Origin of the sequence: Iodobacter sp. CM08, from assembly GCF_033446605.1 — a bacterium.
Taxonomy (GTDB): Bacteria; Pseudomonadota; Gammaproteobacteria; order Burkholderiales; family Chitinibacteraceae; genus Iodobacter.
Genome location: NZ_JAWQUO010000003.1, coordinates 90406 through 109036 on the forward strand (window position 1 = coordinate 90406; position 18631 = coordinate 109036).

Annotated in this window: 20 protein-coding genes and 1 pseudogene; 15 read left to right on the forward strand and 6 right to left on the reverse strand. The window is 48.2% G+C overall.

The window, feature by feature from the left end:
• Nucleotides 1-246: 246 nt before the first annotated feature.
• Nucleotides 247-2169 carry an EAL domain-containing protein gene (locus R6242_RS02225; protein ID WP_293932281.1) on the reverse strand — a complete coding sequence of 641 codons (1923 nt, stop codon included), beginning with the start codon at nucleotides 2167-2169 and terminating at the stop codon, nucleotides 247-249.
• Between the two features lie 92 nt (nucleotides 2170-2261).
• Nucleotides 2262-2945 carry a transglutaminase-like cysteine peptidase gene (locus R6242_RS02230; protein WP_318423282.1) on the reverse strand — a complete coding sequence of 228 codons (684 nt, stop codon included), beginning with the start codon at nucleotides 2943-2945 and terminating at the stop codon, nucleotides 2262-2264.
• 191 nt (nucleotides 2946-3136) lie between these two features.
• On the opposite strand from R6242_RS02230, the gene R6242_RS02235 reads away from it, so the two are divergent.
• The 12 genes and pseudogenes from R6242_RS02235 to moaC all read left to right on the forward strand — a co-directional run bounded on the left by R6242_RS02235 (nucleotide 3137) and on the right by moaC (nucleotide 12927).
• Entirely contained in the window at nucleotides 3137-4960 is a 1824-nt protein-coding gene (locus tag R6242_RS02235; protein WP_293932277.1) for a TolC family outer membrane protein, read from the forward strand.
• 254 nt (nucleotides 4961-5214) lie between these two features.
• On the forward strand, nucleotides 5215-5808 hold the full coding sequence (locus R6242_RS02240; protein ID WP_318423284.1) for a hypothetical protein: 594 nt from the start codon (nucleotides 5215-5217) through the stop codon (nucleotides 5806-5808).
• Entirely contained in the window at nucleotides 5805-6539 is a 735-nt protein-coding gene (locus R6242_RS02245; RefSeq protein WP_318423286.1) for an MBL fold metallo-hydrolase, read from the forward strand. Before R6242_RS02240 ends, R6242_RS02245 begins: the two co-directional genes overlap by 4 nt.
• Before the next feature lie 89 nt (nucleotides 6540-6628).
• Nucleotides 6629-7366, forward strand: a complete 738-nt coding sequence (locus tag R6242_RS02250) for a peptidylprolyl isomerase (RefSeq protein WP_318423288.1) — start codon at nucleotides 6629-6631, stop codon at nucleotides 7364-7366.
• 145 nt (nucleotides 7367-7511) lie between these two features.
• Nucleotides 7512-8486 (forward strand): GTP 3',8-cyclase MoaA, encoded by a 975-nt coding sequence (moaA, locus tag R6242_RS02255; RefSeq protein WP_293932269.1) that lies wholly within the window; start codon nucleotides 7512-7514, stop codon nucleotides 8484-8486.
• A gap of 86 nt (nucleotides 8487-8572) precedes the next feature.
• The gene (locus R6242_RS02260) at nucleotides 8573-9241 is read left to right on the forward strand and encodes a carbonic anhydrase (RefSeq protein WP_318423290.1); all 669 of its coding nucleotides are present in this window, start codon (nucleotides 8573-8575) and stop codon (nucleotides 9239-9241) included.
• On the forward strand, nucleotides 9242-9730 hold the full coding sequence (mobB, locus tag R6242_RS02265) for a molybdopterin-guanine dinucleotide biosynthesis protein B (RefSeq protein WP_318423292.1): 489 nt from the start codon (nucleotides 9242-9244) through the stop codon (nucleotides 9728-9730). It abuts the gene before it with no gap.
• Nucleotides 9724-10902 (forward strand): gephyrin-like molybdotransferase Glp, encoded by a 1179-nt coding sequence (glp, locus tag R6242_RS02270; RefSeq protein WP_318423294.1) that lies wholly within the window; start codon nucleotides 9724-9726, stop codon nucleotides 10900-10902. The genes mobB and glp overlap by 7 nt, the downstream gene beginning before the upstream one ends.
• A 183-nt stretch (nucleotides 10903-11085) precedes the next feature.
• Nucleotides 11086-11337 carry a MoaD/ThiS family protein gene (locus R6242_RS02275; RefSeq protein ID WP_318423296.1) on the forward strand — a complete coding sequence of 84 codons (252 nt, stop codon included), beginning with the start codon at nucleotides 11086-11088 and terminating at the stop codon, nucleotides 11335-11337.
• Entirely contained in the window at nucleotides 11337-11801 is a 465-nt protein-coding gene (moaE, locus tag R6242_RS02280; protein ID WP_318423298.1) for a molybdopterin synthase catalytic subunit MoaE, read from the forward strand. Before R6242_RS02275 ends, moaE begins: the two co-directional genes overlap by 1 nt.
• 1 nt (nucleotide 11802) lies before the next feature.
• Nucleotides 11803-12354 (forward strand): annotated as a pseudogene (mobA, locus tag R6242_RS02285) (molybdenum cofactor guanylyltransferase MobA); the annotation flags it as partial.
• Between the two features lie 51 nt (nucleotides 12355-12405).
• Nucleotides 12406-12927, forward strand: a complete 522-nt coding sequence (gene moaC / locus R6242_RS02290) for a cyclic pyranopterin monophosphate synthase MoaC (protein ID WP_293932286.1) — start codon at nucleotides 12406-12408, stop codon at nucleotides 12925-12927.
• Between the two features lie 254 nt (nucleotides 12928-13181).
• Here the strand turns inward: moaC and R6242_RS02295 are convergent, their stop codons facing one another.
• The gene (locus tag R6242_RS02295; protein ID WP_318423299.1) at nucleotides 13182-13559 is read right to left on the reverse strand and encodes a SirB2 family protein; all 378 of its coding nucleotides are present in this window, start codon (nucleotides 13557-13559) and stop codon (nucleotides 13182-13184) included.
• Between the two features lie 93 nt (nucleotides 13560-13652).
• Between R6242_RS02295 and R6242_RS02300 the strand changes: the two genes are divergently transcribed.
• From R6242_RS02300 to R6242_RS02310, 3 genes are all read left to right on the forward strand, one after another.
• Nucleotides 13653-14384: a pseudouridine synthase gene (locus R6242_RS02300; protein ID WP_130106279.1), complete on the forward strand. Its 732-nt coding sequence runs from the start codon at nucleotides 13653-13655 to the stop codon at nucleotides 14382-14384.
• Nucleotides 14384-14680: an MliC family protein gene (locus R6242_RS02305; protein ID WP_318423300.1), complete on the forward strand. Its 297-nt coding sequence runs from the start codon at nucleotides 14384-14386 to the stop codon at nucleotides 14678-14680. The genes R6242_RS02300 and R6242_RS02305 overlap by 1 nt, the downstream gene beginning before the upstream one ends.
• A gap of 143 nt (nucleotides 14681-14823) precedes the next feature.
• Entirely contained in the window at nucleotides 14824-15567 is a 744-nt protein-coding gene (locus R6242_RS02310) for a TlyA family RNA methyltransferase (protein ID WP_318423301.1), read from the forward strand.
• Between the two features lie 99 nt (nucleotides 15568-15666).
• Here R6242_RS02310 and R6242_RS02315 read toward each other — a convergent pair whose 3' ends face one another.
• From R6242_RS02315 to tatB, 3 genes are read right to left on the reverse strand one after another with little or no spacing between them, the layout of a single operon-like run.
• Nucleotides 15667-17397, reverse strand: a complete 1731-nt coding sequence (locus tag R6242_RS02315; protein WP_318423303.1) for a PglL family O-oligosaccharyltransferase — start codon at nucleotides 17395-17397, stop codon at nucleotides 15667-15669.
• The gene (gene tatC, locus R6242_RS02320) at nucleotides 17394-18278 is read right to left on the reverse strand and encodes a twin-arginine translocase subunit TatC (protein WP_318423304.1); all 885 of its coding nucleotides are present in this window, start codon (nucleotides 18276-18278) and stop codon (nucleotides 17394-17396) included. Before tatC ends, R6242_RS02315 begins: the two co-directional genes overlap by 4 nt.
• Nucleotides 18250-18624 carry a Sec-independent protein translocase protein TatB gene (gene tatB / locus R6242_RS02325; protein WP_318423305.1) on the reverse strand — a complete coding sequence of 125 codons (375 nt, stop codon included), beginning with the start codon at nucleotides 18622-18624 and terminating at the stop codon, nucleotides 18250-18252. The genes tatC and tatB overlap by 29 nt, the downstream gene beginning before the upstream one ends.
• Nucleotides 18625-18631 lie beyond the last annotated feature (7 nt).

Sequence of the window (18631 nt, forward strand, 5' to 3'; positions counted from 1 at the left end):
GAACTGGCCGTTTTTTTGTTACATCATTGCCTCAGCTAGGGGGCATTCAAATCTTTACCTTATTATGCCTCTTGCTCAATCTCATTATAAATATTGTAGGGCGGGTGAAACCCGCGTATTTCTTCAGAATGGCTCGTGGGTTTCACCCGACCTACCAATTCAAAAACCAAACCAAGTACTCAAGAAATCCATCTACACAGAGTCCATTGAGCAAGAGACATAATCAGGAACCTTTATGTGGCCTTGTTACTTAGCCTTGCTAGCGACAGGGCCGCTTAAACCATTAATGCCTAGTGTTTTGAGCATATCCCACTCACTTTGTGTTTGTACCCGCTCAGCGATGGTTAAAATATCATGGCCAGAGGCAATCCCGATGATGGCTTTTACTAGGTTTTGATTGCCTGGATGCTGGTCAATGGCTTGAATAAAGCTACCATCAATTTTTAAGTAATCTAGTTGCAGCTCGTAAAGCTGAGGGATGCTACCAAAGTGTCGGCCAAAGTGTTTTATCCCAACTTTGCAGCCTAAAGGGCGTACTTTTTGAGCAAAGTTGGCTAATGCCGTGATCTCATCTCTAAAGCCAAATTCATTGACTTCAAACCACAGACGATGGGTGGCATTTTTATGTTGTTGCAAGATCAGCAGTAAATCTTCAATAAATTGCTCATCCGCAATCGATTTTGCTTCTAGGTTGATTGCAAGTTGCGCATCGTGCAATTTAAGCTCAGCGCAGGCTAGCTGAACGGATTCTAAGTCTAGGGTATTGCTCAGGCCTAAACGGCTAATAAAGGGCATGAAAGTACCCGCAGTAAGCAGCTCTTTCGTTTCTGGATGGCGTAAGCGTAGCAGTAGTTCGCGATGCAAAGGCTGGCCATCTACTAATAGTGCAGGGAAGGACGCCAATTCAAAGCAGTGGTTTTTAAATGCTTTTTGTAATAGAGGCTGCCAGTCTTGGGCTGGTAAGGCTTGGGTAGCACTGGCACTGCTAACGTGGCCAGTCCCATTTGCCCCATTGCTTTCTGCTTGAGCAAGTGCTTGATCTGTCCCTGCTAGTAGCTGGCTAATGCTGTCATTATGCTGATATGTGGCGATGCCGATGGCGGCTAAATCATCAGCATCAGTTAGCTCATGTTGGCGTAGCTCAGCTAAGCCCTGATGCAGATTCTTGGCTAAATCTAAGCCTTGTTGGCGATCTAGGCCGGGCGCGAGTAAGGCAAAGTCTGCACCATTTAAACGGGCGACTAGCCAATCGGGTTCTTGTCCTGTGAGTGAGGCAAGCCGGCCTGCAGCCATTTGCAGAAATTGATCAGCGCGTTCTCGTCCAAGGCGGCGATTGACTCCGGCCAAATCATGTAAACGCATAATAAGTAAAATGCCGCTGGGCGCTGCTTCATCGTCTTCTAAGGTTTGTGATAAACGCCCCATAAAAAAGCTACGGTTAGGTAGTTGAGTGAGCGTATCTCGATTGGCTTCGCTGCGCAGGGCGTCGATGCGTGCCGCTTGTTCAGAAAACATGGTTTTGACACGGCTAACCATCGTGTTCATGGCATTGACGACGCTTTTTAATTCTTTATAACGTGGCTCTGGAATCGTAATAAAACGTCGCTCGCTAATCGCCTCAGCTTGCTCAACCATTTGCGTGATTGGTTTTTTGACCCAGTTCAGCAGCACTTGTAAACCTGCGCCACAGACTAAGCCAGCCCCAATAATCCAAATAAATAGTCTTATTGCGCCTTCCCAAAGTGCCTGATAAGCAAAGCGTGAATGAGCAACAACGGTGACGGTGCCCGCCTGCTTCCAGCCATCACTAACCTGTGCTTTACCAAAGGCAATTTGCAAGGGAAAGGTTTTAACAAACCAGTTAGGTACCCCATCGGCTTTATCGTTATTTGTGCGCTCAACAATTGATTTGCCGTGATTATCGCTAAAACGAATTAACTCAAAGTGGCCGGTATCAAACAGGGCTGCGACATTTAGCTCTATTGTGGCGGGGTCTTTACTTTGTTGCGACATAGATAGCGCTAAAGACGAGGCATTGTCATTACTTTGCGTAAACAGCTGCTGCTCTAAATATCCACGTGCCGTATACACGCTGACGATAAAGCTGCCGGCAAAGGCCACTAAGGTGGCCAAAATAATCATCATCCAAAGCTGGCGAAAGAGTGACATGGTATTTCCTTGGCAGAGCTGGGCATTCGTTTCCGCATTTCAATGCCCTATTGATATAAATGATTGTGATGTTAAACACACTGTATAGAGAATTAATCAGCCTCGTAACCTTCTGCTTTCATTTTTGAAATAAGATCTTTCCAGCGAGATAATTTATCGACGGGTCCTGATGGTTGTGCGCTTGCGCCAGTAAAAATTCCATCACTATTAAAACTGAATACAGGAGTTAAATCAGGGCGGCGTGAAGCAGGGCGAATATCATTAAGTAAATTATCTAATACTAATGGTTCTGCGTCAGCACTGGAGTAATAAGTTAAAACCATATGAGCTTGGCTAATATTACTGGAGGCACCGCCAATTTTAGCTTTAACGTAGGTTAAACGCAGTTTCTCTTTTGCTACACCTAGTTCTTTTAAACTGAAATATTTAATAATGGCAAAGTCCTCGCAATCTCCAGCACCTTTGCCTATGGTTTCAAGTGGGGTTGCCCAATAATCAGGTGCATTCCAGATAGTTTGGTCATCGCCAAATTGAATTCTACGATTAAAAAAATCATTAATTCGTTTTAGTTTGTCGGTTTCAGTTACGTTACGGGCCTCATTAATTAATGTTTGCCAGTCGCTAAATAAGCGAACAGGTGTTTGCCCCCAGCGCTGTACTAATGATTTTTGTAAACGATCAAAATCTAAGCCTGCTGCCGCGTGCAAGGCCAGTGATGTGGCGATTAAAAGCCAAATTGTTATTTTTTGTAAGTAAGATAGGGGGCGTTGGAGCATGGGTCTATAATTTTTAAGTAACTGTCTTTATATTGGTTTAATTAAACCTAATTGTCCAACTTACAATTATAAACGCAGCTAGCCGAAAGAAAGTGACTACTCTATAATTTTGGCAACACAAAACAATGGCTTGGCCATCATGGCGAGCACATCAAAATAATTGTACTTGCGAACCACACGGGATTAAAAAGATGAAAAAAAAGTTATGCTTGGCTGTTGCCTTGGCATTGTGCAGTATTGGCGCACAAGCTGCTGCCCCTGCTTCTTTGCAAGAAGCGGCAGAGCGGGCCATTAGCAATAATCCTGAATTACGCGCACGCTGGTTTGAATTTAAAGCATCCGTTGAAGATGTATCGGCTGCACGTGGTGGCTATATGCCCCAGCTTGATTTTCAGGCTTTTGCGGGGCGTGAGTGGGAAAAACGGCCAAGCGGCGACACCGGTGGGTTTAATCATCCAGGCGCTTCACTGACTTTACGCCAAATGTTGTTTGATGGTTTTGCAACGAGCAATGAAGTCCAGCGTTTAGGTTATGCAAGGCTAACTCGTTATTACGAGTTACTTGCTTCTTCTGATCAAATTGCATTTGAAACTGTACGTGCTTATCAAGATGTGCTGCGTTACCGTGAACTGGTGGCTTTGGCTCAAGACAATTTTGCTTTGCATAAAGAAATTTTAGGGCAAATTGAGGAGCGGGTTAAAGCCGGAGTAGGCCGCCGAGTTGATTTAGAACAAGCCTCTGGCCGCTTAGCTTTAGCTGAATCTAATTGGCTCACCGACCTATCTAATTTGCACGATGTTTCTGCACGCTTTCAACGTATTGTTGGCGAGGCACCAGCCGCAGCTTTAGCACCATCACAAGATTTGCGGGCGGCATTACCAAAAGCAGGGGATATTGCATTAGCTACCGCTTTAAAGCAAAACCCTGGCTTTTTGGCGGCAGTATCCAATATTCGCTCAGCGCGTAGCGATGCCGAAACACGTAAAGCAAATAATTACCCCAAGCTAGAGCTGGTTGCAAAACAAGCTTTAGATCGTGATCGCGATGGCATTAGCGGTACTTTTCAAGATCGTACTATCCAGCTTAATTTAAATTACAACTTATTTAGCGGCGGGCGCGACAGTGCACGTACTCGCGGTGCAGTTGAAAAGCTGAATACGGCCTACGAATTACGTGATAAAACATGCCGTGATATTCGCCAAACTACGCAGATTGCGTGGAATGATGTTCGTCGCTTGAATGAGCAAATGAAATTTCTCGATCAGCACCAACTTTCTACAGAGAAATCACGCGATGCTTATCGCAAGCAGTTTGATATCGGCCAGCGCACGCTATTAGATTTGTTGGATACAGAAAACGAGCTATTTACTGCTAAGCGCTCAGTTGTAAATGCGGTTTATGATTTAAAAACCTCAGAAGCGGGTATTTTAACTCAAACGCATCAATTGTTGGCTGCACTCAAGCTGGCGCCTCTAGAAGCTGCCGCACCTGAAGCGCTGGACGACAATCAGCTCGATGATGAGCGTGTTCGTTGTAGCGCTGAAATGCCGAAGGAATACGTGATGGATCGCGATGCCGCAATGGCAAATCGTCCTTCACTTGCCCCAGCAGCTGTCGCCACGGCTCCAGAAGCAGCTAAAGACGCGCCAGTGAGCAAAGAACTTGCACAATTTGGTATGGATCTAGCCGACAAATGGTCCAAAGCGTGGGCAGAAAAACGCACGGATGATTACCTCGCTTTTTATGCGGATAGTTTTGTGCCAAGCAATGGCATGAGCGTGGATAAATGGAAGGCATTCCGTCGTACTCGCGTGGGCAAGCAAGGTGATTTAACCATTACGCTGAGTAATATGAAGCTGAAGCAGTTGAATGAAACACAAGCTGAAGCCAGCTTTAGCCAAAGCTATAAGTCAAAAGACTACACCGATGTGGTGCAAAAGACTTTAGAGATGGTGAAACAAGGCGGGCAGTGGAAAATCAAAGCAGAGAAAGTAACGAGTGGTAAGGCGTATTAACTTTACGCTAGCACGTTTTTAAAATGGGCCTTCTTCGGAAGGCCTATTTTTATGGTTTTTAAATATGCATGGTGTACTGAAGAGCTTAAGGTCTATTACCGGCTATTTTTCAAGCCAACATCATAAAATCAAGCTGGAAAAATTTAGTTTTGTCAGTTTCTCTTGGAACGCTCACTTGCTCTTCTTTCTAGTCACTTAGTGATCTATAAAGAAAAAGCCCGTTATTTGGGACGGGTTATGCGGGGGGCTAGCTCATGGCAGCTATTGCGACTGAACTACAAAATACAGTTTTGATTAATGAAAATATCAAAATGGTGATTTGGAATTGCTTTGAAATTAATCTAATGGGCTTAAATGCCATTTTATTAGCCAAACGAGCGGGCCGAATGGCACGTGGGTTTGGTGTAATTTCTGGTGAATTACGAGAACTATCTTTGCAACTGCAAGGCAGTATGAATCGGCTGAGTAGCGCCAGCCAAGATATGTTGGCTGAATCCTCTCATAGCATGACGCAAGAGCGGCGTAATCAGATGTTGGTGCATACTTCTGAGCAATCTGCAGACAATACTGCTTACCTAGCAGATACGCTTACGCGCGCACGTGTTGCCAGTGATGAGCATGCGGCGCGCTTGCGCCTCGTGCATCAGCGTTTATCAGAATACATTGATGAGGCTTATCAGGCCTGTGTATTTGGGGTGGTGATTGCGCGCGCTGCTAGAATTGAATCGGCTTATTCCGGTGAGCATTCTAATGTACTGGCTGAGTTGTCCAATGATTTTGCCAGCAAGGTTGACTCCATCGTGCCAAGGTTAGAAGAGCTAAGGCGCATTTCTGGGAATATGAAATGAAAAAAGCCCAAGTATTGTTTGAGCAGGGAGATCATCGCTGGTTTGCCATCTCGCGAGATCCCGAGCGCCCCAATCATTTAATCGATACTAATGAATATGTCATTGCAAATGGGGGAGAGGCATTAATTACCGATCCGGGTGGCTTGGAAGTTTTCCCTGCCGTATTTTCCGCGGTTAGCTCGGTGCTTGATCCTCGGCTCATTCGTACTATTTTTTCCTCGCACCAAGATCCCGATGTGATTTCATCTTTGGCGCTTTGGCTAGAATTTAATCCCACGCTGAAGTGTCATATTTCTGGTTTATGGGCTACGTTTGTTCCACACTTTGGTGGCTCGAGTGACACCATGGTTAGCATTCCTGATCAAGGCAATGAAATGGTGGTGGGTAGCGCTCACCTCAGTACTATTCCTGCGCACTATCTACATTCCTCAGGTAATTTTCATCTTTATGATCCCTTGGCTCGAGTGCTTTTTTCTGGCGATGTGGGAGCTGCTTTGCTGCCAGAAGGAAATAGCGATTTATTTGTGACTGATTTTGATCGGCATATTCGCTTTGCTGAGGGCTTTCATAAGCGCTGGATGGGCTCAAATAGTGCGAAGCGGGTGTGGTGTGAAAGGGTGGCCAGTTTAAAAATAGACATGCTTTGCCCGCAGCATGGGTCGGTTTATTCGGGGGATGACGTGGAACGGTTTATCAATTGGTTTGATGAGTTACAAGTAGGTCTTTTCTGATTTATTGCGTGAGTGGATGTTTTGGGGGCTAGAAATGCATGCATTCAGCCCCCATTTCATTGGCTTAATCAATAAAGAATTCAGGAAATATGATGAGCATTACTGTGAATGGTGTTGAGATTACCGATGCAATGATTGCGGCAGAAAGCCAGCATCATCAGGATGCTCCATCTGCAATAGATGCAACGGTGCAAGAGCTAATTTTGCGTGAGTTACTGCTACAACGTGCTGCAACACTTGCGATTGAAGCGGCTAGCCCAGAAGAAACGATTGGTTTATTGCTGCAAACTGAAGTGAAAATCACCGACCCCGATGAGGCCGCTTGCCAGCAGTATTACGACAATAACCCACAATCCTTTGTGCGTGGCGAAACGGTAGAAGGCAGCCATATTTTATTTAAAGCCAGCGAATCCGAGCCAGTAGATACTGTGTTGGCGAATGCGGTTTTGGCTGAAGTCAAAGCCAATCCAGAAAAGTTTGAAGAATTGGCACGCCAACATTCCAGCTGCCCATCGGGCCAGCAGGGTGGCAATCTAGGCCAATTTGGCCGTGGCCAAATGGTGCCAGAATTTGAACAAGTGGCTTTTAGTCTAAATGAAGGCGAAGTGGCCGGTGATTTGGTTGAAACGCGTTTTGGTTTACATATCATTCGTGCAGGCAGCAAGGCAGAAGGCGCAATGGTGAGCTTTGATGAAGTAAAAGCCAAACTCGCCGAGTTTCTGAGCGATGTGGCTACTCGCCGTGCCATGAATCAATATCTACAAACGCTCGTAAGCGCAGCAAAGATTGAAGGCTACACTTTGCCAAGCACTGAAGCCGCTCAGTAATAAGGCCGAGGATGGGCCTTGTTATGCTTGGCTCATCCGCTTCCCTTGAAAACTATTTCTATCTATTTAGTAGTAGTTTCCCTCCCTCGTCCGACTAAGCTTTTGAGGCAAAAAAAACAGTAGAATAAGCCGCAGGAGAAAAGCCATGCTTCAAGATCGGTTCGGACGTTCTATCAGCTATTTGCGCGTTTCAGTCACAGACCGTTGTGATTTGCGTTGTAGCTACTGCATGCCTAAAGGTTTCTCTGATTTTGAAGAACCCGCTCACTGGCTCACGTTTGATGAAATGACGCGTTTAATTGGCTTGTTTGCTCAAGCGGGAGTGGGGCGGGTGCGTTTAACGGGCGGTGAGCCACTGCTGCGTAAAGATTTGCCGCTGCTGGCTGCAAGAATTGCCGCCTTACCAGGTATCCGTGATTTATCCCTGTCGACCAATGCCACTCAGTTAGAAAAACACGCTGCTGCGCTCAAAGCGGCGGGCATTAGCCGGATTAATGTTAGCTTAGATTCGTTAGAAAAAGCCTGTTTGGAAGGCATTGTGGGTAAAGCGGCGTTTGAAAAAATTATGGCTGGGATTATGGCTGGGAAAGCCGTTGGCTTTGATCCCATCAAAATTAATATGGTTGCCATGCGTGGTGTGAACGACCATGAAATTGAGAATATGGCGGCTTTTTGTCTCCAAAATGGCTTTATTTTGCGCTTGATTGAAGCCATGCCGATGGGGGAAACCGGGCGTAATGCGCAGTATATGCCACTGGATGAGGTCAGAGATTCGCTGGTGGCGCGTCTAGCTTTAGAGCCGGAAGCCTTGGAATTGGGCGGTGGCCCCGCTCGTTACTGGAAAACCAGCGATGGGCGTGGCCGGATTGGTTTTATTACACCCATTTCACAGCATTTCTGTGCCACCTGTAATCGGATTCGGCTGGCCGTAGATGGCACGCTTTATATGTGCTTGGGGCAGGAGGAGAAGTTTTCTTTCAGGCCGCTGCTTAGAGGCGGAGCCAGCGATACTGAGATTTTGGCCGCGATCGGCGAGGCTATCGAATTAAAGCCTGAAAAACATGAGTTTAAAGAAGCGCCGCTGCAGATTGTGCGCTTTATGTCGCAGACCGGTGGTTAAAGTCATTTTCTATGGCGTATGTTTTTCTTTCATGCAATCAGTCTGTGGTGGATAATCAGCCCGTCTATTCTTACGGGTAAACCCCTATGGCCGATTTGCATCAGTTTATTGAAGGTTTTCGTGAATTCCAGCAACAATATTTTGCTGGTGAAACCGCTTTGTTTGACCGTTTACGCGCTGGCCAGACACCAACAACTGTGTTGATAGGCTGCTGTGATTCGCGGGTTGATCCCGCCATACTTACCCAATGTGCACCGGGTGAAATGTTCATCATTCGTAACGTGGCTAATTTGGTGCCGCCATTTGAGCAGGGTACAACCAATCAAGGGGTCTCGGCGGCCCTGCAATACGCCGTGACGGTACTTAATGTCAGCCGGATTGTGGTACTAGGGCATAGCCATTGCGGCGGTATCAAAGGCTTAATGGATAGCAATGATATCGTGGATAAAGACGATTTCTTGGGTCGCTGGATCCATATTGCTAGTAAGGCAAAACAACGGGTCTTGGAGCAGCTGCCCAATGCCGATAAAGCCACCCAGTATCGGGCGTGTGAGCTGGAAGCGATTCGTGATTCGCTGGTTAATCTAGAAACTTTTTCTTGGATTAAACAGCGCCTTGACAGTGGTGAGCTGAGTTTACATGGTTGGTTCTTTGATTTTGAGCACGGTGCTTTGCTGGGTTTTGATGAAGAGAGCAAGCAATTCCAGCCCTTAGTCAGCGCTCTGCCTACCAAAGATTTCTGGATCGAGATTTAATTGTCCTTTGCAAATTCTCAGCGTGTTTTAGCTATTGTGGGGTGGTCAGGTTGCGGCAAGACCACCCTGATCGAAAAACTGCTGCCAGAATTAGCGCGCTTGGGGCTTAAAGTCAGCGTAATTAAACATACGCATCATGATGTGGAGTTTGAGCCCGAGGGCAAAGACAGCACACGATTTAGGGCTGCCGGTGCGGAGGAAGTATTACTCGCTACGCCAAAGCGCTTTGTCCTACAGCATGAAATGCCAGAGCCGCTGCCTTTAAGCGCGTTGTTAGCGCGCATGGCCCCCGTTGATTTAGTGCTGGTTGAAGGCTTTAAAACGGCGGCTATTCCTAAGCTAGAAGTCCGCCGCACCAGCCATCCCGCTTTGGTGGATCCCTATATTATTGCGATAGCCAGCGATTCCCCACTCCAAAGCTCTCTGCCTGTACTCGATCTTAACCAAGCTGCAGCCATTGCGGCGTTTATTTGCGATCTGCCATGCTAGATTTTGATACTGCACTCTCCCGTTTAATCCAAGCAGCCCGTGTTTCCAGTTTGGTGGAAGTATTGCCGCTGAGCCAAGCTAATGGCCGTGTTCTCAGTCAGAACGTGGTTTCGCAAATGGCCGTGCCAGGCTTTGATAATAGCGCTATGGATGGTTACGCCCTGCATATTGGAGATGCATGGCCGGATAGCTTTAAGCTTGTGCAGCGGATTGCCGCTGGTGAAGTTGGGCACGCTTTAAATGTGGGCGAAGCGGCGCGCATCTTTACCGGTGCGCCTATTCCAGCTGGGGCGAATGGGGTGGTGATGCAGGAGAATTGCCGCGCTGAAGATGGCCAAATTTATATCGCCCAGCCTGTTGAGCTGGGAAGCAATATTCGTTTGCGTGGCGAAGATATCGAAGTGGGTAGCGTGATTTTGCCCGCGGGAACACGGCTTAGCCCTGCGGCGATTGGCTTAGCCGCATCGATTGGCGTTGCAGAGCTCACCGTGAAGCAGCGCTTAAGAGTGGCCTTGCTATCGACCGGTGACGAGCTAGTGGAGCCCGGCCAGCTACTTGCTGCAGGTCAAATTTATAATTCCAACCGCTATGCCCTGACTGCACTACTGGAGGATTGCCTGATTACTGACTTAGGCATTGTGCCGGATGATGCGGAGCTGACTCGAGATATTCTGCAAACCGCCGCAAAGCAGCACGATGTATTGATTACCTCGGGTGGGGTATCGGTGGGGGAAGAGGATCATGTTAAGGGTGCGGTAGAGCAGCTAGGCCGTTTAGAGTTATGGAAAATCGCCATTAAGCCAGGCAAGCCTTTTGCCTATGGGCGAATTGGTGATTGCGATTTTATTGGCTTACCGGGTAATCCGGTTTCTAGCCTAGTGACCTTTTTACTATTAGTGCGGCCTTTTTTATTGGCTCGTTTGGCGTGTTTAAAGCTGGAACCCGCAAGGTTTAAATTAATGGCGGCCTTTGATTGGAAAAAAGCTGGCAATCGCCGCGAGTTTTTACGTGGCAGGCTTAATAACGATGGGCAGGTAGAGATTTATCCACAGCAAGGCTCTGGAGTATTAACGTCTTTAGTCTGGGGCGATGGCTTAGTTGATATTGCCGTGGGTGAAACGATTAAGCTTGGGGATAGCGTGCAGTTTATTCCACTCCATAGCATGCGATGAATGGGGTGATTAATGCTATGCTTAAGACATATAAGTAAGCTTGATGTAGTACAGTATCAATAACAAGCTATTTACATGAAATAAACGAGGCCTGCTGGCTTACTTATGTTTGGGAGCGCTGCTAGCAGTGCCCAAAAAATGGACCAAGCTGAGTTTTAAGCAATAGCGGTTTTAGGGATGACCATGATTCGTGTTTTGTATTTTGCTCGGCTGCGTGATGTATTTTCCTGTGAAAGCGAAGAGCTGCCCATGCCAAGCCCCGCAACCGTGGCTGGATTGATTGCAATATTGATAGCGCGCGGTGATATTTGGGCTGCGGAATTATCCGGCAATAAAATATTTAGAGTTGCCGTTAATCAAGAAATGGCTCAGCTCAGCGATACGATTCCAAGCCATGCAGAAGTAGCTATTTTTCCTCCTGTGACGGGGGGCTAATGGCGGATATCCGAATCCTAGTGCAGAGCGCAGATTTTGATTTAGCTGCGGAATACGCGCGCTTTGATCACGATGCCAGCATGGGTGCAATTGTGGCTTTTGTGGGCCGTGTGCGCGATTTAGATCAAAGCATTACGGCCATGCATTTAGAGCATTATCCAGGTATGACCGAAAAAGCCCTCGCTAAAATAGTGGCTGAGGCTTGCCAATATTGGCCCCTGCAAGCCGTGACGGTAATTCACCGTATTGGCGCTTTGCAAGCCGCAGAGCAAATTGTGCTGGTATTAACGGCAGCAAAGCATCGGCAAGCGGCCTATGAAGCAAATGCATTTATTATGGATTTCCTAAAAACACAGGCGCCGTTCTGGAAAAAAGAAGGAACCGCTGCTTGCCTGCAATGGGTTGATGCACGATCAAGTGATCAAAGCGCGCTGGATCGTTGGCAGTATTTGAGGGTGATTTAACATGATTTTGGATGCAGTCATTCTGGCTGGTGGCGAAGGGCGTCGCATGGGAGGGCGTGATAAAGGCTTGGTTGAGCTATCTGGCCGTCCCTTGGTGGAGTGGAGCTTAGAAGCCTTATCGCGGCAGACTCGTGCTGTTGATCATGTTTTAATCTCGGCTAACCGTAATTTGCCTGATTATGCGCGTTTTGGTGCGCCTGTTTTGCGCGATGTTTACCCAGGGCATCCGGGGCCTCTGGCTGGAATTCATTCGGCCTTATTAGCATCTCCCGCTACATACCTTTTAGTTTTGCCATGTGATGTGCCGTTTTTGCCTGCCGATTTGGTGGAAAAACTATTGGCAAAGATAGAGCAAGATGAAACACAAGTGGCGATGGCACGCACCCCTGATGGGCAAGTACATCCAACCATTTGCATGCTGCGTCACGATGTCTTGCCTTCTTTAATGGATAGGTTATCTAGACAAGAGCTGAAGTTGTCTGCATGGCAAGAGAGCTTGAAGCTGCAATATGTAGATTTCCCCGATTTAGCCTTCCCTAATCTAAATACTCAAGATGATTTAGCTGCCTGCGCTGCACGGCTATCTGGCGTTGATACCATTCCTATGCCCTACCGAGCAACGGATCAGAGTGCAGATAGCACATCAGGGCTCACGCATTTCAATGCCAATGGCGAAGCGCATATGGTGGATGTGGCGGGCAAGGTAGATAGCCACCGCATTGCCCGTGCCGTGGGCGAGATTCGCATGTTGCCCACCACCTTGCATCTGATTGAAACCGGCAGCCATAAAAAAGGCGATGTGCTGGGCGTAGCACGGATTGCTGGGATTATGGCCTCTAAACGTACCGCAGATTTAATCCCACTTTGCCACCCTATCCCGCTCACCAGTGTAAGTGTGGATTTCACGATTGATCGGGCGGGTAGCCTTGTGCGCTGTGAAGTCACCGCAGAAACCGTTGGGCGCACTGGAGTAGAGATGGAAGCCCTTACCGCGCTGAATATCGCCCTCTTAACCATCTACGATATGTGCAAAGCGGTGGATCGCGGCATGATTATGTCGCAGATTCGCTTGTTAGAAAAACAAGGCGGTAAGTCAGGGCATTGGCAGGCCAGCCATACTATTTAAGTACTGGTTTCAGCTGGTTAATTGATGCATTTGTAAGGTTGGTGCACCTCGCCGTTTTTTGTACTTTAAATTTGGCGGCTTGCGCCCCAATTCTATTCACTTAAGGGGATAGAATTTGTAGGGTAGGCGGGTTTTTTGTCCACGCTGTGCACCCGCCCTAAGACGTTTATGCTGAGTTTGCGCAAGAGACATAATCAGGCATTTCTTTGTTTTTTGGGTGGATTAAAAGCCCTTGCGCATTACATCAGTTAATGTCACCCCGCTAAGCCTAATAGAGCATTCTTGCTCAATGCCACCGCCACAATATAGGTAAAACAGGCGATCGCAGCGATTAAAGCTGTTACACGGATCGCCTTAGTTTTGCCACGCTTTAGCGCGATTGTTCCTAATACGATATACACCAGCAGTCCACAAATTTTAGCTGCCAGCCACATCTTAGGGCCGGGGTAGAGCATGGCTAGACGAATGGCGCTTAGCAATAGTAGGGTGTCGATAATATGTGGCGTAATACGTAGAAATTTGGTCTGCAAGTAGGCAGAGCCTTGCAGCATTAGGCCGCCACGCAGCAAAAATAGCCCCGCAGACAGGGCCACACACAGCATATGTAGATGTTTTACAGCAAGATATTCCATGGCAAGGGCGCTCTCGTGCGAAAATGGTTAGTTACGCATCTTACTTGGCTTATGCTTGTGGATGTGGCCAGTGAAATGAAAGGATAAGGGTTTATGGAAGAATTACGATTATCAAAGCGCCTCGCTGAATTAGGCCTTTGTTCGCGCCGTGAGGCCGATGAATATATTGCTAAAGGCTGGGTTAAGGTCGATGGCGTGGTGGTGGATGTATTGGGCAGCAAGGTGCTACCTAGCCAAACCGTGAGCTTAGAGCCAGCCGCCAAAGCCACTCAGGCTGGCCGAGTGACGATCCTTGTGAATAAGCCGGTGGGTTACGTGTCTGGGCAAGCAGAAAAAGGCTACACCCCTGCGGTGGCCTTGGTGGTGCCAGATAACCACTGGGAAGGCGACACCAGCGGCATACGCTTTGTGCCTCCGCATATGCGTGATTTGGCTCCGGCTGGGCGCTTGGATATCGATTCGGTTGGTTTATTGGTGCTGACTCAAGATGGCGTAGTGGCTAAAACGCTGGTGGGTGAAGGCTCTAATGTTGAGAAAGAATATCTAGTACGGGTAACAGGACAGCTTTCCAGCGATGGCATGAAAAAGCTGAACCACGGCTTAAGCCTAGATGGCAAGGCACTGAAACCGGCACGCGTGAGCTGGCAAAATGAAAACCAGCTGCGCTTTATTTTGCGCGAAGGTAAAAAACGCCAAATTCGCCGCATGTGCGAGCTAGTTGGCTTAGAAGTAGTGGGTTTAAAGCGGATTCGGATTGGTAAAGTCTTGCTGGGCGATTTGCCGCCGGGTAAATGGCGCTACCTTTCTGCAACAGAGCGTTTCTAATGCTGCGCATACTGGCTCTGATGCTATTGAGTGGCACGGCTTTAGCTACGCCGGATGAAATCACGGGGCGCTATCAATGTGGCTCGGCGCAGTTTTATATCACCTCCAGTGCGGATATGGAACAAGTCAGGCTGCGTGTTGATGGCCGGATTTATGATCTGCCCGCCATGCGCACGGCCAGCGGCGCGGCTTGGAGCGATGGAGAGTGGATTTGGTGGACTAAGGGCGCAGATAGCTTTTTAGAACGCCAGTCGGTCATGGTTGCTAAAGATTGTCTGAAGAAGCCAGTGAAATAATTGGGATAATGAAAAATCTATCTTTCGTCATAATACGGCGCTGCGCTTTAAAAACCCCCCTTACATATTAATGATATGTGGCGTCTATTTTTTAAAAGCGCGTCTTGTCTTATTTAGAAATATCGGTTTTTCGGGGTTGAGCAATGTTGCGTGTTGATGTGTTATTAGTTGAGCAGGGCCTTGCGCCATCGCGCACTGCCGCTCAAGGCATGATTGCCGCTGGGCGAGTAAGTAGTGGTGGCAGGGTGATTAGCAAGGCCAGCCTGAAGCTGGCGCAGGATTGCGTACTAGATTTGGCAGTGGATGAGAGCGATCGCTTTGTTTCCCGTGGCGGATTCAAGCTGGCAGGTGCTTTAGCTCAAGCGGGTGTGGATGTGGCGGGTATGCAAGTACTGGATGTGGGGATTTCTACCGGTGGCTTTAGTGATTGCCTGCTGCAAGCAGGCGCACGCAAAGTGATTGGAGTAGAAGTCGGCCACGGCCAACTACACCCAAGGCTGCTGGCGGATCAGCGCATCGTGCAGTTTGAAGGTGTAAATGCTCGTCACCTTAGCCCCGCGTTAATTGCTAGCGCCCAAGACGGGCCGCTGCAGCTGATTGTGGGCGATGTATCCTTTATCTCGCTCACGCTGATTTTGCCAGCGCTACGTTCCATGCTGCAGCCCCAAGCGGCACTGCTGTTCTTGGTAAAACCACAGTTTGAAGTTGGCAAGGCGGGCATCGCCCGTGGCGGTATCGTTAAAGACGAAAGTCTTTATGCCGAGGTAGAAGTCAAAATAAAAACAGCCGCAATAGCGGCTGGATTTATGGTGAAGGATTACTTTGCTAGCTCGATTACCGGTGGTGATGGGAATCGTGAATTTTTTATTTATGCGCTAGCCCTGTAGGGGGCGGGATAGCTAAGCGGCTTTTGCTTGGTGTAACCCGCCATGACGTACAGAAGCACAGTGGGTTATGACAGAAATCTGTCTAACCCACTCTACGTTTTATTTCTTTTTCCCAAACAACACTTCTGCGTCATCCACTTCTTTTAATAGCGCCCGTACTTCGGGCTCTTTAAATTCGCCGATGGCTTCTTTGTAATATTCCAAGCTTTCTGGATAAGCAAACGCAGCTTGGCGCATTAAGCTGTGAGCTTTGCTGCTGTTGCCACGCAGGGCTTCCATAATGGCTTGATCGCTCAACTGGGTAGGGTAGGGACGAACTTGGTTTAGCCTATCCAAAATTTGCAGTTTCCATGGCATGTCCGCCTTGCTGGCGACGATGTAGTTGGATAACGCAAAATCAGCGTAGAAATCGATAAGTGGGTTTTTCTTCAGCTTTTGTAGGGTATTAATCCGGCTCGCGTTTTCTTCGGGCTTAGGCGATGGGTCCATGATTGGGTAAATCTGGATATACAGCAGGCCACCAAACACGGCGGTAGCGAGGGCTGCAACGCCGTAGCTGCCTAAGGTTGCACGTACTGCCCAGTTGGGCATCTCTAGCTTGCGTGGTGCATCAGAGCGCATAAAGAACAGCGCCAGTGCAAAAGGGCCCATTAGGTGGTAATACCAGAGCGGGTATTCAACCAAGCTATGCAGTACCGACACAATCACCATAGATGCGCCAAATATTTTAACTGGGTCGTGCTCGCGTTTTAGCAGAGCAATAAACATCCATAAAATCCCACCCGCCATCACGGCAGCACCAGCTAAACCTGTCTCTGCCATGATATTGAGCAGTGAATTATGTGCATGAGTAAACAGCACGCTTTCTGTCACGATGGCAAAAGCGGGGTTGATTTGTAGTGCGATACTTTGCGATGGATAAGCGCCCCAGCCAATACCCAGCCAAGGGTGGGCTAAAAAGGTTAGCCATGCTTTATGCCATTCCACCAAGCGGCGTGCACCGTTGGAGTCCAGCCTATCTAAGCCGGTTGGTACTTCATTTTTGGCGTGTAGCAAGGATTGCAGTGCTTCATTCACCCAGGGTGCTACAAACTGCATCACGATGATTAGCGCAGCACAAGCGACTAAATATCCGCCAAAGCGGCGCACGCTGTCTTTGCCCAGCCAAGCAGATAGGCCACCAAATACCAGCCAAGCGCCAGCATACATAAACGGTGAGCGTGAGCTGCTCCATGCAATGGCTAGGGCTAGCCACATCGCCACTGGCCAAAACCACGTTCTAGGTAATTCTTTTTCTGCGGCCAACCACGCTGCGGCAGCTAAGCCCCAAGTTAGATAATGACCATAGAGATTTTTCTGGCCTAAGTGGCCAAAAATTAAGCGTGGGCCGTTTTGGATCAGTTCGATAACTTGTTGCACTGATACGCCAGAATTAAAAATGGCTCCAGCTAATAAACCCCAAGCAAAGAAAGGGGCAAGCTGCATGTTGCCAAAATGATCTCTTGCCCTTGCCAGTGCCCATACGGAAAACGCTGCGGTAAGCGCGTAAAGAATAGGCTCGGTGCGATCAGACCAATAGAGTACCGGCATGACGAGCATCTGCAGGGCAATTACCGCAGCTAAACCAAACCAGATCAAGCTGGCATAAGGCGGGCTGGATTTTTTGTAGCTAGGCAGAGCCGCAGCGGTAAGTACCATCAGTACGGCAAGCACCAAGGCGGCTAGCTCTGAGGGGAATACCGGATTAGGCGCATAGCGAAAAGGAATGCCGCAGGGAACTGCGGCAAGCAAAAACAGCAGGGTTTGGAATATTCTTAGTTGCGGGATCATGGTGTGTTTTCGATGCTTTCTTGGGGAGTTTTATACATCCAGCTGGCGACCAAAACGCCCGCTTCAAATAAAAACCAAAGCGGAATGGCCAACAGGCATTGGGATACCACATCCGGCGGAGTAACCACCGCCGCGATGACAAAGGCGCCGACGATAACATAGGGGCGGATTTCTTTCAGTTTGGCGATACTAATAAAGCCCATCTTCACCAGCACAATCACCAGAATCGGCACTTCAAAGGTCACGCCAAAAGAGATAAACATGCCAATGGCAAAATCCAAATACTCGCCAGAATCGGGCAGCCATTGCATCGAGGCTGGAATCACTGAAACAATAAATTTAAATACCACACCAAACACAAGGAAATAAGCAAAACTAACGCCCAACATAAAGAGCAGGGTAGAGGCGACCACCAGTGGCAAGATGAGCTTTTTTTCCTGCGCATAAAGGCCAGGGGCAATAAAGGCCCATAGCTGGTAAAGCGTATGCGGCAGGGTAATCATAAATGCCACCATTGAGGTGATTTTTATCTGCAGCATAAAGGGGGAGGCAATGCCAATGGTGATCAGACGCTGATTAGGTAAAACGTGAGTCAGCGGGGCCACCATCAGATCATAAAGCTGTTCTGAAAAATAAAAGCAGGCAAGAAACCCGACCAAGAAAACCGCTGCGATACGTATAATCCGCGTACGCAATTCGAGTAAATGGACTAAGAGAGGCTGGAGGTTATCCGTCATATTTAACGCCGAGATATGTGGAGTGGGCAGGTTTTTTGCCCAACGATGATGTGCATTGTTATCCGTGAGGCGATGTGGGCAAGCTGCCCACTTTAAGCCTGCATCATCTTTGGTTTCAACGCCGATCTGGCCTAGATTCTGCATGTGCTGCCGCAGGCGGGGCGAATAAATCACCTTGAGGGCCCACAGGAATTTCATCAACCGCTGGCTGTTCTATAGGCTCAGACAACGCGGCCTTTGCTTCCTCTAGGGGCTGATGAATGGTTTGGCTGAGTTGGTTTGCCTCGGCACGAATTTCTGCTTCGACTTTAGCAAGCTCAGCCAGTTGAAATTCTTTATCTAGATCAGACTTTACCGTCGAGATAAAGCGCTGCGCACGGCCCAGCAAGGCACCGGCAGTACGCGCCACCTTAGGGAGTTTCTCTGGACCAATCACAACTAAGGCGACGGCGCTGATAATAATAAGCTCACCAAAACTAACATCAAACACGGGCGAA